The following is a 15,250-nucleotide window of genomic DNA, read 5'->3' as shown; positions in this document are numbered from 1 at the left end:
CCTGAGGCGATTTCAACAGGAGCTAACGTATGCAGCATCTCGACGACGCCACCCGCACTCAGCTCGAGGCCGCCGCTTTCCGCCGCCTGCTCCGGCATCTGGACGCCAACAAGGACGTGCAGAACATCGATCTGATGATTCTCGCCGACTTCTGCCGCAACTGCCTGTCGAAGTGGCTGGTGGCCGCCGCCGACGAACAAGGGGCCGAGCTCGACTACGAAACGGCCCGCGACTACGTCTATGGCATGCCCTACGAGGAGTGGAAGGCCAAGTATCAGCTCAAGGCCACGCCGGAACAGCTGGCCGCCTTCGAAGAGCGCCAGGCCCGCAAGCAGGAGTCGCAGGCATGAGTGAGGCGATGATCCCGCTCAACGTAGCGGTACTGACCATTTCCGATACCCGCGACTTCAACAGCGACCGCAGCGGCGCCCTGCTCGCCGAGCGTTTGACCGAAGCCGGGCACCGGCTGGCCGAGCGCCGCATCGTCATCGATGACGTCTACCGCATCCGCGCGGTGGTATCGGAGTGGATCGCCGATCCCGAAGTCCAGGTGATCCTGACCACCGGGGGCACCGGCTTTACCGGCCGCGACTCCACCCCCGAGGCGGTATCGGTGCTGCTGGACAAGCGTATCGAGGGGTTCGGCGAGCAGTTTCGTCAGCTCTCCTGGCAGGAGGTCGGCAGCTCGACCATCCAGAGCCGCTGTCTCGGTGGCCTGGCCAATGCCACGGTGATCTTCTGCCTGCCAGGCTCCAGCGGGGCTTGTCGCACTGCCTGGGACGGGTTGCTCGCCGAGCAGCTCGACAGCCGCCACAAGCCGTGCAATTTCGCCAATCTGGTCATTCCCGAACGAGGCCAGCATGTCTGAACTGCAATCCGTCGAGGCGGCCCTGGCTGCCCTGCTCGAGGGTGTCGTCGCCGTCGATGCGGAAATCGTCGACTGTGCCCAGGCCAGCCGTCGGGTGCTGGCCGACGAGGTCGTCGCCCGGCTCGACGTGCCCCCGTTTCACAACAGCGCCATGGACGGCTATGCCCTGCACCATGCAGATGCCGGTCAGCGCTTGCCGATCGTCCAGCGGATTGCCGCCGGTGTCTCGCCGCAGCCGCTCATGCGGGGCACCTGCGCGCGCATCTTCACCGGGGCCGAGCTGCCGCAAGGCGCCGACTGCGTGGTGATGCAGGAGCAGGTCGAGGTCGTCGGCGACGCCGCCGACATCCCGGCTCAGGTGCCTGCCGACAATAACGTGCGCCACCGCGGCAGCGACGTGGCAGCCGGTGCGGTGCTGCTCGAGGCCGGCCATCGGCTGGATGCCGCCGCGCTTGGGCATCTGGCCAGCCAGGGCGTGGTCGAGGTGGCGGTGCGGCGACGGCCGCGGGTCGCGCTGCTCAACAGTGGCGACGAGATCGTCGAGCCTGGCCAGCCTTTGGCAGCCGGCCAGATCTACAACACCAATCGGCCCATGTTGAAGGAGCTACTGGAGCGCTTCGGCGCCGAGGTCACCTTCATCGCCTCGATGCCCGACGACGCCGAAGGCACCCGGGCCATGCTGGCGCTGGCCGCGGACCAGGCCGAAGTGGTCGTCACCACCGGTGGCGTCAGCGTCGGTGAGGAAGACCACGTCAAGAACGCCATCGAAGACATCGGCCGGCTCGACCTGTGGCGCCTGGCGCTCAAGCCCGGCAAGCCGCTGGCGCTGGGCCGGCTCGACGCCAGTGACGGGCGTGAGGTTCGCTTCGTCGGCCTGCCCGGCAACCCGGTCTCCAGTTTCGTTGCCGCCTGGCTGTTCCTGCGGCCGCTGATGGGCGCCCTGCTCGCCTGCCCCGCCCTGGCCACGCTGCCCACCCTGAGCGCGCGGGCCGACTTCTCCACCCGTACCGGACCGCGGCGGCACTACATGCGGGTGGCGCTGAACATAACGCAGGGCGAGCTCACCGCGCACGCCTTTCCCGATCAGGGCTCCGGCGTGCTCTCCTCCTGCGTGAAGGCCGATGCGCTGGCGGTGGTGCCGGCCGATGCCCAGATCAACCCAGGCGACAGGCTCGACTGTCTATGGTTGCGGGTCGATTGAGTTCAGGCGCTAGCCCAGGCACCAACTCAGGCGCTAACTCAGGTACTAACTTAAGTACTACAGCGAAAAAACTCTACCGGGGTTGAGCAGATTCTTGGGGTCCCAGGCACGCTTGAGGCTTCGCATGAGTTCGACCTCGGTATCGCTCCGGCTGCGGGCAAGCCAGGCCTTCTTCTCCATGCCGATGCCGTGCTCGGCCGAGACCGATCCTCCCACGTCGAGCAAGGGTGCATATACTGCCTCGTCGCTTGCCAGGTGATCGGCATCCTGGCTCTCGGGCTGTATGAAGAGGTGCAGGTTACCGTCGGCGATGTGGCCGAACTGGATGCAGCGCGCGACGATCCGCTGCCTGACGGCTTCCGCGTAGCCTGCCATCGCCCTGATCGGCAGGCTCACGTCGTAAAGAAAGGTGGTTCGCCCCGCGAGCATGGCCTCGAAGTTTTCCCGGATTTCCCATAAGGCGTGCCGCTCGCTCTCGGATTTTGGAATCACGGCATCGACGATCACGCCAGATTCGAGAGACCGTTCGAGCAACTGTTCGAAATGCAGCGAATCTCTTTCGACATCGGCACCTTCTGCCTGCAGCAGAACATAGAACGGATACTCCCGGCCCAGTGGAGACGGATGCCCACCCGGCTCGGTAGCCGCATGGTAGTAGCTGTTCCACATCACCTCATAAGCGCTGAGTGTGCCAGCCAGGTCTCTCTGCATATCCGTCAGCAGCTGCGTTACCGCCTCGAAGGAGGTCAGGGCGGCGAGAGCCGTATTGCAACTCTTCGGCAAGGGATGAAGACGCACTACCACTCGGGTCACGATCCCCAGCGTACCTTCAGTGCCGATCATTAGGTGCTTGAGATCGTAGCCGGCATTGTTCTTGAGCACTTCGTCCATGCTCGACATCACCGTGCCGTCGGCGAGTACCGCTTCCAGGCCGAGGATCTGGCTGCGCATCATGCCGTAGCGCATCACGCTGATGCCGCCGGCATTGGTCGCGACGTTGCCGCCAATGGTGCAGCTGCCGCGTGCCCCCAGGTCCAGTGCGAACAGACAGTCGTGCTCCCGTGCCGCCTCCTGAAGGGCCTGCAAGGTGACGCCCGCCTGGACCGTCGCACTACCACCGACCGGGTCGATGGACTCGATGGCGTTCATGCGCTCCAGCGAGACGATGACCTCTTCGTTCGAGGCAACCGCGCCTTGTACGCACCCCGTCAGTCCGCCCTGGGTCACGACCGGTTGGTCGTGGCGATGGCAAATCTCGAGCGCCTTGCTGACCTCCCCGGTGGTACGCGGCTTGACCACTGCTAGTGCCTGGGTCGGGGATGCGTCCCAGTAGCTCGTGGCACGCTCGGCGACCCGAGCGCCATGCAACACGGCCTGCTCGCCTAGAGCATCGATCAGAGCTTCAATCACGGGTTTCATTGTATTTAGGCTCCCAGAGTCATTCGAGCAATTAACGTCAGCGCTAACGTCGCATGGATGGCAAAAACCTATATGATAGGTTGTGCCTAACATATGCCAGGTGTTGGAGGGATGCAACCAGACGGGAGCCCAGCGGTGTGGCATCATAATCGCAACACGGCCGACCTGCCCGGCATGACGACAGTCAGAGGATGGCGAATGACAGTGAAGCGCGGAAGCGAAGAGGCTCCCGAGACGATGGTCGATAAAGCGATGCGCAGCATTCTCGATCACATTCATCGACAAGGGTTGATGGCAGGCGATCCGCTGCAGAGCGAGGCCTACTTCATCGAGGCCCTTGGCGTCAGCCGTACCGTAGTGCGTGAAGCGTTCAAATCGCTGGCCGCCATGCGAATCCTCGAGATGAGTGCCGGTCGCCGTACACGCGTGGCAGCATTCGACGACACTGCCATTGCCCTCACCTTGTCTCACGCCCTGCGCACCGAGCAGCTCAATCCTCAACAACTGCTGGATGCGCGACGCGCCATTGAGCTGCGCACCGTGGAATTGGCCGCGGGTCGACGCAGCGAGGCCGAGGCGAGAGAACTGCTCTCCCTGGTCGAGCGGATGCGGACGTCGTATAACGAAGTCGAGGCCATGACCGAGGCCGACATTGCCTTTCATGTTGCGGTGGCGCAGGCGACACGCAATCCTCTGTTTCCGGTACTGGTATCGTCCCTGACCACGGCCATGCATGACACCAACACCATCGTTTGGCGCTATCGCACGTCAAGCACCGCGCGCGAAGAGGTCGTGGCTCTGCATGGAGCCATCGCGCAGGCGATAATGGAACGCGATCCCGATGCGGCTCGCGCGGCCCTCGAGAAGCACTTCGAAGTCGCCTCGCAAGGCCTGATCCTCGCTGGCTTCAATTAGTCGTTGGATGAGTGACCCAAGTCGAGAGCACCGAGATGCCGGAAACCAAGCAGGACATCAAGCGCTTCTTCAAACAGACCCTGAAGCTCAGACATCTGCGTACGATTGCGCTGCTGGCCGAGATGGGACAGGTGAGCCGGGTCGCTCAGGAGTTGAACGTCACTCAGCCTGCCGTTTCCAAGCAAATTGGCGAGATCGAGCGAGCGCTGAAGATTCCCATCGTGCAGCGACAGGGCAATCGCATCGTCTTGACGCCTGTCGGCGAGAGGCTGGCGACTCACGCCAGGGAGATCGTGCAGCAGATCGAACGGGCCGAATTCGATGTCGATGCCGTGCATCGCGGGCTCGGTGGCCGTGTCGTCGTCGGTGTCGTCACCTCGATTGCCCCTACCCTGCTGCCGGAGGCGATACGGTTGTTGAAAATCACCGCTCCGCCTGCCGTCGTCTCGGTCGTGGAGGGCCATTTCAATCAGTTGCTGCCGATGCTGGAAAGCGGCGGGCTGGATTTGTTGATCGCCCGGGTATGGGAGCCTGTGTTCCGCGAGGGTATCGAGCAGGCCACCCTGCTACGCGAACCCGTTCTGCTGGTGGCCGGCGTGCAGCATCCATTGGCCGGGCGCCAGGAGATCGAATGGAAGGATGCGGTCGCCTGGCCATGGATCAGTCCGGCCGCGGGATCGCTGGCACGACAGGCCATCGATGCTTTCCTGGCCAAGTCGGGGCTCGCATTTCCATCCGGTCATGTGGAATCCACATCGCTCCCGCTCAATATCGAGCTCATGCGGATCTCCCCCTTCATCAGTCTCATGCCCCAATGGCTGGCACGGCACCATGCGGGAAAGGGCGACCTGACCATTCTGCCACTACAAATGGAAGGCGTGCTCTCCGAGGCCCGCTGCTACTGGAGGAGGGAGTCGTCCAACGCGACCTCCAATCTCTTTCGCGAGTGTCTGGAGCAGGCCAGCCGCCAGGCGCGTTTCGCTCCTCTGTAACGGTGGCGCGCGAGCTATCGTTTCATGGCATTACCATTTGGTAATGCGCTGCCGGCAAGATTTCATTGGTTTGCCCCCGCTCCGCTGCGTACGCTCGAGTCATGACAAAAAAAAGACTCTCGGCTCAGGTGGGGCGTATTGCATGTCTTCAGATAACCTGACGTCCGCGTCAGCCAGCGAACTGATGCGTTTGATGGGACTGGGAGAGGTGTCTCCCATCGAGCTCCTGGCCTCCTGTATCGAGCGGATCGAACGCCTGAATCCGGCCGTCAATGCCGTCACTGCCACCTGCTACGAACGGGCCCGTGCAGAGGCGCGCGAAGCGGAGCATCGGCTGCGTCGTGGCGACAACGTCGGTCCCCTGCACGGCTTGCCTATCGGCATCAAGGATCTCCAGGAAACGCAGGGCCTGCTCACGACCTATGGCTCTCCCCGCTTTCGGGACCATGTTCCTTCCGCCGACCACCCCTTGGTGGCCTCGCTGCGCCGCGCCGGGGCAATCGTGGTCGGCAAGACCAACGTGCCGGAGATGGGCGCCGGTGCCAATACCCGAAACCCGGTATGGGGGGCCACCGGCAATCCCTTCAATCCCATGCTGAATGCCGGAGGCTCGTCAGGCGGTTCGGCGGTAGCGCTCGCGCTTGACATGCTTCCCCTCTGCACCGGGTCGGACACCGGCGGGTCACTGCGTATTCCGGCCGCACTGTGTGGCATCGTGGGCTTTCGCCCCTCTCCGAATTTGGTCCCGCACGCGACTCGCCCCCTGGGCTGGTCCTCGATATCGTTGCTCGGCCCCATGGCCCGCAACGTTGACGATCTCTGCCTTCTGCTTCGCGCCATGATCGGGTACGACTCTCGCGACCCGCTCTCGACGAGCAACGATTCCGCCCCCTTCGGTACATTCGATCCGCCGCAATTGCGTTCGCTGCGTGTCGGCTACACCGAAGACTTCGGCGTCTGTGCCGTCGATAACGATATCCGCAAGGTGTTTCGCGAGCGCATGGCAGCGATTGCTCCTCTGTTTGGCGAGTGTCGTCCGCTCGATTTCGACTTGGGTGAGGCTGATCAATGCTTCGACGTCGTGCGTGCCGAAAGCTTCGTTGCCGCTTTCCATGACGATTACAGGCGAAACCCGGAACTTCTGGCCCCGGCCGTCAAGGCCAACTACGAGCTCGGCGCATCCATGTCCCTGGCGGACCGGGCTTGGGCGCATGCTGAACAGACACGCATCTTTCGCAGCTTCCAACGAACGTTGGCCGATGTGGATGTGGTGCTTGCCCCGGTAACCCCAGTGACTCCCTTCAGCTGGCAGCAGGCCTATGCCGAGCGCATCGACGGCATTCCGCTCGCCACGTACTATCGCTGGCTGGCACTCACCTATGTGGTCACATTGGCCAACAACCCGGCCCTGTCGATGCCGTGCGGGCTCGACCATGCCGGCATGCCATTCGGCATGCAGGTGATCGGCCAGTTCAGGGGAGACGCCCAATTGCTGCAGGCTGCCCGAGCCATCGAGCAAGCCTTCGAATCGCTACAGGCGACACGGCGTCCGAAGCCGGATCTCGCCAGGCTTTCCGAGCCCACACCGGAGTTGAAGTCCATCGTCACGTCGCCTCCCGGTTCGGACGATGGCCACTCCGCGACGTCGGCATCCGTTCCCGTCTAGGAGTCAGTCATGGCCTACGTCATTGCAGCCTTTATGGTATTCCTCACCACCGGGACAGCGTTTGCCTATCTGATGGGGGCAACCGCGATCCTTGCTTTCATTGCGGCGGGCTATCCCCAGTATCTGGCCATCGTTCCCCAACGTATCTTCTCCCAGTTGGATGTATTCGCCTTCATGGCAATGCCGCTGTTCATCCTCACTGGCGAGCTGATGAACCGCACCGGGGTAACGCGAGCCTTGATCGATCTGGCGATGGCCCTGCTGGGACGTCTCAAGGGTGGGCTGGGACACGTCAACATCATGACCAGTCTCTTTTTCTCGGGTATATCGGGCTCCGCCGTGGCCGATGCAGCGGCGGTGTCGAATACCTTGATCCCTGCCATGCGGGAGCGTGGCTACTCGCCCTATTACGCCGGCGCCATCACGGCGGCCTCCTCCATGATCGGACCGATCATTCCACCCAGCATCATCATGATCATTTATGGCGGGTTGACCGGCACTTCGGTGGCAGCGCTATTCGTTGCCGGCATCCTTCCCGGTCTGCTGCTGGCCTGCATGCTGTTCGGCATGAACGGCTGGCTTGCTCGCCGAGAGAATCACCCTGGTGGAGACACCATCGAAGTACCGCCTCTTCGAGCCAGCTTCCTGAAGGCCGCCCCTGCCCTGGCCATCCCGGTCATCATCCTGGGCAGCATCGTTTTCGGCCTGACCACGCCGACCGAGGGTGCCGCACTGGCAGTCGTGGCTGCCATTCTTGTCGGCAGGCTGCTGGGCGCCATGACGCCCAAGCTCTTCTATGAAGCGGCAGAGGCAACGGCCCGTTTGACGGGCGCGATATTCATCATTCTGTGTGCCATTGCGGTACTGAGCTATCTGGCAGGGCTGCTCGGCTGGCCGCAGTTGCTGTCGGGATGGGTGGAGTCGGCGGGACTCACCGGGACTCGCTATCTCATCCTGCTGATCGGGGTGCTGTTGATTGCCGGGATGTTCATGGACACCCCGGTGGCGCTCACCCTTCTGGTGCCACTGCTCGCACCTACGGCCCTGCTTCAGGGGATAAGTCCGGTACACCTGGGCATCGTGGTGTGTTTCAACCTCTGCATCGGCTTGATAACGCCGCCCCTGGGCAAGTGCCTCATCGTGGTGGCGGCTATCGCCAAGCTCGACTATTGGCGGCTTGCCCTGGCAACCCTGCCGTTCATCGCCGTGCAGATCGTCACCCTGCTGATGATCGCGTTCTTCCCTGAGATCAGTCTGTCACTGCCTCGGATATTCGGCTTCAAAGTGGATTGAAGATAATAACCACAAGAGGAGACATGCCATGAAACTGTTGCAAAAGCTGGCTTTGGCCGGCGCCCTGCTTGCTCTGACCACGACAGCCTGGAGCAGTGAGATCAAGGTTGCCCTCGACAGTCCGCCGGACCTCGAGAAGTCGGGCTCCTACGTCTGGGCGCACCACTTTACCGAAGCGCTCAATGAGCGGGGCCTGAGGGCCAGGGAGTTGCCACGTGACGCCGTCGGCGGCGAGGCGGAAAAGCTCGACCAGATTGCCATGGGGCTGTTGGAAGTATCGCTATCGGATGTGAATTCCGTCGCGCGAATCGACCCCTTCATCTTCGGCGTGCGACTGCCCTATCTCTTCGATGGCGTGGCCCATATGGACCGGGCCTTGGCCGAAGGCGATGTGTTGAATCGCATCAATGACGATATCGCCCATGCCAGCGTTCGATTGCTGGCGATCGTGCCGCTCGGACCGCCCTCGGGCATCATCACGACACGCAAGGCCGTCACCACGCCCGATGACATGTCCGGCCTGAGGATGCGCGCCCTCGACGATGCTCAGATCGCCCTCTACCGGGCCTGGGGGTCCAACGGCACCATCGTCTCCTGGGGGGAAGTCCCGGCTGCCCTGCAGACAGGGATCGTCGATGGCTACATCAATACGCCGCTCGTGCCCATCATGTTCGGACAAACCGACATCGTGGGCCATTTTACCGATGCCAATGTCATGAATGCGCTGCGCGCCGTTCTCGTGTCGGACGACTGGTATCGGGGACTGAGCGATGACGAGAGGGCTATCGTCGATGAGTCCGTCGACGTTGCCAACCAGGCCAATCGTGCCTGGCTGGAGGAGGTCACGCCCAAGGCGCTGGCCGAGCTCGAGGTGGCTGGTGTAGAAGTGCTGACATTGACGGATGCGGCGAGAGAGAGATTCCGTGAACTGTCACAGCCTGTCTATCATGACACGACGCTGACAGCGGAGCAGGTGGAAACCTGGTCGGAGCTGGCCCAACGTACCCGCTGATTTCAGCGGGTAGGCTCCCCGGTACCAGGCTCAAACTGGCACCGGGGCTGGGTAATCGTCGTGTTCCTGACAGGGTGTGCCGAATATGTATCGCTCAATCGTCATTTTCAGTGACTGGCTGGACTGGCTGACACGGCGCCTGGCGGTGTTGTGTCTGACGGCCATGCTGGTGTTCGTGGCCATACAGGTCGTCGCACGTTATGCCTTCAGCGCCCCACCCTCCTGGACCGAGGAGATGGCGCGCTACATGATGGTCTGGAGTGGGCTGCTTGGCGCCACCCTCTCCTTCAAGTCGAAAGACGATCCGGCGCTCTTCAAGGACCCCATGCAAGACAAGGGGAGTCCCTGGTGGCAACTCACGGCACTCGTGCGCGGCACGGCAGTGCTTATTTTTCTGGTGCCGATCATCTATTTCAGCATCTTCGGCCCGGGGATGGATACGACACGCGGATTCATTGCACGACAGGCCCGGCTCAGCGCAGATACGCTCGGGTTTCCGATGTCCTGGGTAGCAATGGCAGTGCCGATCTGCGCCGCGATCATCCTGGTTCATCTGCTGGCGCGAGCCTGCGAGCTGAAAATGGCGGAGTCGACCCGTATGAGCCGAATCAGTGGGCAGGAACCTCGAGGGCCTCGGTGACCGCCGGCCACAGCCGGTCGAAGTCGCGCTGCAGGTTGCCGTAGTCGGCCTCGAGCCAGGGCACCAGGGCAGCCAGCCGATTGGGGCCCGACAGGCGGTTGCCGATCCCCCGCACCGCATCGCAGGTGAAGCTGAAATCGGCGTAGCGGTGCAGCCAGTCCTGGGCGACCAGGGCCGGAATCATCCGCTCCAGACGAGCCGGTGCAGGCCGGTGGCCAAGCACGCGATAGCTGCGCAGCACCAGACGCGACTCCTGAGTCTCGAGCTCGAGTTCACGGGCCACGAAATGATCCCATAGCAGGTCCAGCGCGATGCCGGCATAGCGCCGATACTCGGCAGGCGCGCGCCTGCGCGCCGACAGTACGATCGGGTGAGCGTCGACGAAGGCATCGACCCGGCGATGATGGCGAATCCCCAGCGCCACCTCGGCAGGCCAGCCGGAAAGGTCGCTGCCCTTGACCCCATCGGCGATCAGATTACCGTAGAGAAACTCATCGCTGCCGCCGCGGGCAAGCCAGGCGTGGGCCAGGAAGTTCATGTGGGCCGTCAGAGGCAGTTGGCAGGTTTCGGCAGCCCGGCAAGGCGAGCCGTTACCTTGGCGGGGCTGTCGGGGAACAGGCGCATCAGGTGCAGCGAGCGACCCTTCTCCGGCCCCAGAGCCAGGCCCACCGCCTTGACCAGCGGGCGCATGGCCGGTGAGGCCTGATAGCGGGCATAGAAATCTCGGATCACCTCGATCACCTCCCAGTGCTCCTCGCCGAGATCGCGTCCCTCCTCGGCGGCCAGGGCCTCGGCCACGGCCGGTGTCCAGTCGCTGAGCTCGACGAGGTAGCCTTCCGGGTCCAGGGCGATGCGTCTGTCGCCGACGTTCAGGTAGCGTGCAACTTCGGTGGAAGCCATCAGAACCAGCTCACCGTCTTGTCGGCTTCTTCGGTCAGGGTGACGAAGCCATCCACATCGACGACCTGAACGACGGCGTCGCACTGGCCCTCGAGCCCGCGTGCGTGCAGGTCCTCGCGCAGCGCGAACAGACGCCCCTCAACCTGTTGGAAATGACGTACCTGGGACGTCAGTGCACCCAGCACGCCATCTTCGACCAGCAGCAGGCGGTCCGTGTCGCTCATGGCGGCGAGCGTTTCGCGATACACCAGGCTCGAACTGGGCGGTCGGTTGAGAATATGCAGGATCATGAAGCCTCACAGTGGCATCGAAGCCTATCAGAAAGTCAGGATCTGCTTGTGGCCGGCAAGTAGCTCGGGAATCACTGCGGCGGGGATTCCCGAGGCCGGGAGTTGCAGATCCTGCTGGGTCAGGCCGAAGCTCGCCAGGGCATCCTCGACGAAGTACAGCGACTCGATGTCGTACATGGCCAGCATGTCCAGGGTGGGCGCAGTGCTCTTCTGGCCCAGCGGTCCGGTCTGCTGGTCACGGGCCAGGGCCAGTACGCCATCGCTCTGGAACAGTAGCGTCACCGACTGACCGAAAGCCGCGGCCACCAAGGCCGCATCCAGACCTTCGCGCAGCCAGCTGCTGCCATGTGGTGCGTGGCGCAGGATGACCAGCAGGTCTCCGGTGGCAGGGGCGTGTGACGACATCCGTTCGTTCTCCTCAGGGGGCGAAGGTCACCAGGCGGTCGACGCTCTGCCCCAGGTCGATCAACTGACCGAGCCCCGTCAGTTCGAAGGGGGGCTCGACGCTATGGCCGTGCTTGCCATGGCGGTTGGCCTCGCGCTCGTCGAGCATGCCGCGGCGCAGGGCGGCGGCAATGCACACCTGCAACTGCGTGCCATGTTCGGCATTGAGTGCGCACCAGGCATCGTAGAGGTGCGGTTCGTCCTGAGGCGGTGCGGCCAGGCGGGCGGCGTTGTATACCCCTTCATGATAGAAGAAGACGCACTCCAGGCGGTGGCCGCGGGTCAGCAGCGCCGAGGCAAAGCGCAGCGCGGAATGGGACGCCTGGCTGCTGTAGGGCGCTCCCTGGACGAGTAGAGCGTAGCGCATGGCGGTACCTGTCTGCTCAAACGCGCAGGCCCCGCATCAGCGGGGCCCGGCGATACCCTCGTGATCGGCGATCAGTCGTTGCTCATGATGCCGAGCAGCGCCAGCAGGCTGACGAAGAGGTTGTAGATCGAGACGTACAGCGTGATGGTGGCGAGGATGTAGTTGGTCTCGCCGGCGCGGTGCACGATCTCGCTGGTCTGATAAAGGATGGCGGCCGAGGCGAACAGCACGAAGCCGGCAGATACCATCAGCATCAGGGTGGGGATCTGGAAGATCAGGCCTGCGACCATGGCCAGGATCAGCACGATGGCGCCTGCCATCAGGAAGTTGGCCAGGAAGCTGAAGTCCTTCTTGGACACCAGTGCCACGGCGGAAAGCCCGATGAAGGTCAGACCGGTCATGGCCAGTGCGTTCATGATCAGCGCGGCGCCGTTGGGCAGGGCCAGGTAGGCACTGAGAATCGGGCCGAGGGTAAAGCCCATGAAGCCGGTGAAGGCGAAGGTGGCCAGCAGGCCGGTAGCCGAGTTGGCGGTCTTGTGGACCAGGAACATCAAGCCGTATGCGCCGATGAAGAACACGAAGATGTTCATCCGCTCGACGCCCATGGCCATGGCGGCACCCGCTGTGACGGCGGAGAACAGCAGAGTCATCGCCAGCAGCGCGTAGGTGTTGCGAAGAACCTTGTTGGCGCTGACGGCCTGGGACGAGTGCTGGGCCACATGTGTGTCGTGATAGGCCATTGATCGAGAGCTCCCTGTAGTTGATCTTGGTTGATCTCAGCAGTGGACCAAGGATGCCGTCGGTTGGTTCCCGACGCAAGTCCTTAGTTCTACAACGCTCAACGCATCTTCATCGCGAGTATAGTTCTTCATACAGCGCAGCGGCCACCCGCCGGGTGTTTTCGCACAGTTCCGGTTCTTGCGCTATCTGCCTGCGGTCGAGCCAGCGAATTTCACTGGCATCGTCGCCGGCGACCGCCTCTCCGCCGAGCCACCGGCAGCTCACCACGACGATCACGTAGTGGTACAGCAAGCGTCTCTGGGCATCATGCTGGATCTCCTCGACGGCTGTCATAACACGCTCCGCCTCGGCCTCGACCCCGGTTTCCTCGCGCAGTTCGCGCACGGCAGCCTCGAACATCGACTCACCCGGTTCCACGCGGCCGCCCGGCAGTGCCAGCCGATTGGCGTTGGGCGGCTTGGTACGTCGCACTACCAATACCCTGCCCTGCTCGATCGCCGCCGCTGCGACGGCGACGATGGGGCCAGTTTGTGTTTCGCGCGGGGCTGACATGACGACTCCTCGACGCTAACGCAGCGATGCTCTTGACCTTATGAGCATAACTGGTAATATTCGCCCCCGTGAGCCGGAGGGATGGCAGAGCGGTTGAATGCACCGGTCTTGAAAACCGGCAAAGGTGAAAGCCTTTCCAGGGTTCGAATCCCTGTCCCTCCGCCACCTAGTCTTTAGAATCAAGCGCCTGCGGGCGCTTTTTTCGTTTGCCCATCATACGACCCAACATCATGCAGTGAGCATGCCGCCTATCTTCGCCCAGTGAGTCGGCCACCAAGTCGCGGACTCCAGCTCGATGTGCTGGCGAAGCCGAATTCGGACGCTCGCCACCTCTATTGCGGTGCAATATGAGGTGTTAGAATAATGGCGTTTTTCATCCCTCCCCTACTACTCCATCCAGGAACTCAATCCATGCCTATCGGCTTTTGTTCCCTCGCCAGACTCCGGGGCCTCTCCCGGTGGTCAGGCATCGCTATGCTCGCTCTTCTCGCTATGTCCTTCAGCCCGGCCGCGCTTGCCGTCACCGGGAGTATCCCGATGACCGGCTCGATGGTCGGTTTCCTGGCAGTCCTGATCTTCGTGCTGGCCTACTCCCTGGTCATGGCCGAAGAGAAGCTGCACATGCGCAAGTCGAAGCCGGTGCTGGTTGCCGCCGGCTTGATCTGGACGATGATCGGCTGGGTTTATGTGCAGGCCGGCATGCCCGACCAGGCCGAGCACGCCTTCCGCGAAACCCTGCTCGAGTTCACCGAGCTCATGCTCTTCCTGCTGGTGGCGATGACCTACATCAACGCCATGGACGAGCGCCGCGTCTTCGATGCCCTGCGCTCATGGATGGTGCGCAAGGGCTTCAGCTACCGGCAGCTCTTCTGGCTGACGGGCGTGCTGGCCTTCGTGATCTCGCCCATCGCCGACAACCTGACCACGGCCATGCTGATGTGTGCGGTGGTGACCAAAGTGGCCGAGGGCGACAAGCGCTTCATCAACCTGTGCTGCATCAACATCGTGGTGGCCGCCAACGCCGGCGGCGCGTTCAGCCCGTTCGGCGACATCACCACGCTGATGGTATGGCAGGCCGGCATCGTGCAGTTCTATGAGTTCTTCACGCTGCTGATTCCTTCCATCGTCAATTTCCTCATTCCCGCGGTGGTGATGAGCTTCTTCATCAACAACCGCAAACCGGAAGGCGTGTACGAGGACGTCTGGCTCAAGCGCGGTGCGCGTCGCATCATCGCCCTGTTCCTGCTCACCGTGGCCACGGCGGTCGCCTGTCACACCCTGCTCCACTTGCCGCCCGTGCTGGGCATGATGACGGGCCTTGGATACCTGCAGTTCTTCGGCTATTACCTGCGCCGCAGCCTGCCGCGCTCGCTGGAGCGCAAGCGTGCTCGCTACACCGCCCGTGGCGATGAGCGCAAATTGGCGCAGTTGGGCAGCGTGGTGCCCTTCGACGTGTTCAATCGCGTGGCACGGGCCGAGTGGGATACTCTGCTGTTCTTCTACGGCGTCGTGATGTGCGTGGGAGGCCTGGGCTTCATGGGTTATCTGGGCCTGCTTTCCGAGGCGCTCTACCTGGGCTGGAACCCGACCTGGGCCAACATCGTGCTGGGGCTGGTCTCGGCGGTGGTCGACAACATTCCCGTGATGTTTGCCGTGTTGACCATGCAGCCTGACATGTCCCATGGGCAGTGGCTGCTGATCACCCTGACGGCCGGTGTGGGTGGCAGCGTGCTGTCGATCGGCTCCGCTGCGGGTGTCGCACTCATGGGCCAGGCGCGTGGCAACTATACCTTCATGGGCCACTTGCGCTGGGCGCCGGTGATCCTGTTGGGCTATGTGGCCAGCATCGCGGTTCACCTATGGCTCAATGCGGCCAGCTTTGCCATCGGCTGAGTAGTCGCTGGTAAGACGCAAGACGGGGCAGCTTGGCTGCCCCGTCTCGTATCTGTC

At 62.9% G+C, this 15,250-nt stretch carries 18 protein-coding genes and 1 tRNA gene; 11 read left to right on the top strand and 8 right to left on the bottom strand.

The window, feature by feature from the left end:
- The first annotated feature begins 29 nt into the window (after positions 1 to 29).
- Genes B8115_RS14665 through glp form a run of 3 tightly spaced genes read left to right on the top strand, consistent with a single transcriptional unit; the run spans position 30 to position 2,069 of the window.
- Entirely contained in the window at positions 30 to 350 is a 321-nt protein-coding gene (locus B8115_RS14665) for a DUF1244 domain-containing protein (protein WP_010628569.1), read from the top strand.
- Positions 347 to 868, top strand: a complete 522-nt coding sequence (gene moaB / locus B8115_RS14660) for a molybdenum cofactor biosynthesis protein B (RefSeq protein ID WP_010628568.1) — start codon at positions 347 to 349, stop codon at positions 866 to 868. The genes B8115_RS14665 and moaB overlap by 4 nt, the downstream gene beginning before the upstream one ends.
- Complete coding sequence (gene glp, locus B8115_RS14655; RefSeq protein WP_010628567.1) at positions 861 to 2,069, top strand: gephyrin-like molybdotransferase Glp; 1,209 nt, start codon at positions 861 to 863, stop codon at positions 2,067 to 2,069. Before moaB ends, glp begins: the two co-directional genes overlap by 8 nt.
- A gap of 57 nt (positions 2,070 to 2,126) precedes the next feature.
- On the opposite strand, the gene B8115_RS14650 is transcribed toward glp, so the two are convergent.
- Positions 2,127 to 3,488 carry an FAD-binding oxidoreductase gene (locus B8115_RS14650; protein WP_010628566.1) on the bottom strand — a complete coding sequence of 454 codons (1,362 nt, stop codon included), beginning with the start codon at positions 3,486 to 3,488 and terminating at the stop codon, positions 2,127 to 2,129.
- A gap of 198 nt (positions 3,489 to 3,686) precedes the next feature.
- On the opposite strand from B8115_RS14650, the gene B8115_RS14645 reads away from it, so the two are divergent.
- The 6 genes from B8115_RS14645 (at position 3,687) to B8115_RS14620 (ending at position 10,006) form a co-directional block, all read left to right on the top strand.
- A complete protein-coding gene (locus B8115_RS14645; protein ID WP_010628565.1) occupies positions 3,687 to 4,403 on the top strand; it encodes a FadR/GntR family transcriptional regulator in 717 nt (238 codons plus the stop codon).
- 35 nt (positions 4,404 to 4,438) lie between these two features.
- Positions 4,439 to 5,395 carry a LysR family transcriptional regulator gene (locus B8115_RS14640; RefSeq protein WP_010628564.1) on the top strand — a complete coding sequence of 319 codons (957 nt, stop codon included), beginning with the start codon at positions 4,439 to 4,441 and terminating at the stop codon, positions 5,393 to 5,395.
- Positions 5,396 to 5,537: 142 nt separating this feature from the next.
- The gene (locus B8115_RS14635) at positions 5,538 to 7,061 is read left to right on the top strand and encodes an amidase (RefSeq protein WP_026038140.1); all 1,524 of its coding nucleotides are present in this window, start codon (positions 5,538 to 5,540) and stop codon (positions 7,059 to 7,061) included.
- A 9-nt stretch (positions 7,062 to 7,070) separates the two neighbouring features.
- Positions 7,071 to 8,354: a TRAP transporter large permease gene (locus B8115_RS14630; protein ID WP_010628562.1), complete on the top strand. Its 1,284-nt coding sequence runs from the start codon at positions 7,071 to 7,073 to the stop codon at positions 8,352 to 8,354.
- Between the two features lie 28 nt (positions 8,355 to 8,382).
- A complete protein-coding gene (locus tag B8115_RS14625; RefSeq protein ID WP_010628561.1) occupies positions 8,383 to 9,366 on the top strand; it encodes a TRAP transporter substrate-binding protein in 984 nt (327 codons plus the stop codon).
- An 85-nt stretch (positions 9,367 to 9,451) separates the two neighbouring features.
- Positions 9,452 to 10,006, top strand: a complete 555-nt coding sequence (locus tag B8115_RS14620; protein WP_010628560.1) for a TRAP transporter small permease — start codon at positions 9,452 to 9,454, stop codon at positions 10,004 to 10,006.
- Here B8115_RS14620 and B8115_RS14615 read toward each other — a convergent pair.
- From B8115_RS14615 to B8115_RS14585, 7 genes are all read right to left on the bottom strand, one after another.
- The gene (locus B8115_RS14615; protein WP_010628559.1) at positions 9,975 to 10,544 is read right to left on the bottom strand and encodes an ACP phosphodiesterase; all 570 of its coding nucleotides are present in this window, start codon (positions 10,542 to 10,544) and stop codon (positions 9,975 to 9,977) included. The genes B8115_RS14620 and B8115_RS14615 overlap by 32 nt on opposite strands.
- 8 nt (positions 10,545 to 10,552) lie before the next feature.
- A complete protein-coding gene (locus B8115_RS14610) occupies positions 10,553 to 10,906 on the bottom strand; it encodes a TusE/DsrC/DsvC family sulfur relay protein (RefSeq protein WP_010628558.1) in 354 nt (117 codons plus the stop codon).
- Positions 10,906 to 11,196, bottom strand: a complete 291-nt coding sequence (gene tusB, locus B8115_RS14605) for a sulfurtransferase complex subunit TusB (protein WP_010628557.1) — start codon at positions 11,194 to 11,196, stop codon at positions 10,906 to 10,908. The genes B8115_RS14610 and tusB overlap by 1 nt, the downstream gene beginning before the upstream one ends.
- 27 nt (positions 11,197 to 11,223) lie before the next feature.
- Positions 11,224 to 11,601: a sulfurtransferase complex subunit TusC gene (gene tusC / locus B8115_RS14600; protein WP_010628556.1), complete on the bottom strand. Its 378-nt coding sequence runs from the start codon at positions 11,599 to 11,601 to the stop codon at positions 11,224 to 11,226.
- A 13-nt stretch (positions 11,602 to 11,614) separates the two neighbouring features.
- Positions 11,615 to 12,007, bottom strand: a complete 393-nt coding sequence (tusD, locus tag B8115_RS14595) for a sulfurtransferase complex subunit TusD (protein WP_010628555.1) — start codon at positions 12,005 to 12,007, stop codon at positions 11,615 to 11,617.
- Positions 12,008 to 12,078: 71 nt separating this feature from the next.
- Positions 12,079 to 12,747 (bottom strand): Bax inhibitor-1/YccA family protein, encoded by a 669-nt coding sequence (locus B8115_RS14590; protein ID WP_010628554.1) that lies wholly within the window; start codon positions 12,745 to 12,747, stop codon positions 12,079 to 12,081.
- Positions 12,748 to 12,856: 109 nt separating this feature from the next.
- The gene (locus B8115_RS14585; protein ID WP_010628553.1) at positions 12,857 to 13,300 is read right to left on the bottom strand and encodes an NUDIX hydrolase; all 444 of its coding nucleotides are present in this window, start codon (positions 13,298 to 13,300) and stop codon (positions 12,857 to 12,859) included.
- Positions 13,301 to 13,375: 75 nt separating this feature from the next.
- Here B8115_RS14585 and B8115_RS14580 point away from each other — a divergent pair.
- Both B8115_RS14580 and nhaD read left to right on the top strand, forming a co-directional pair.
- A tRNA-Ser gene (locus tag B8115_RS14580) sits at positions 13,376 to 13,465 on the top strand.
- Positions 13,466 to 13,792: 327 nt separating this feature from the next.
- Positions 13,793 to 15,193 carry a sodium:proton antiporter NhaD gene (nhaD, locus tag B8115_RS14575; protein ID WP_370542921.1) on the top strand — a complete coding sequence of 467 codons (1,401 nt, stop codon included), beginning with the start codon at positions 13,793 to 13,795 and terminating at the stop codon, positions 15,191 to 15,193.
- Positions 15,194 to 15,250: the final 57 nt, after the last annotated feature.

This window comes from Halomonas sp. KM-1 (assembly GCF_000246875.1).
GTDB classification, from domain to species: domain Bacteria; phylum Pseudomonadota; class Gammaproteobacteria; order Pseudomonadales; family Halomonadaceae; genus Halomonas; species Halomonas aerodenitrificans.
This window is presented reverse-complemented; position numbering and strand designations above follow the sequence as displayed.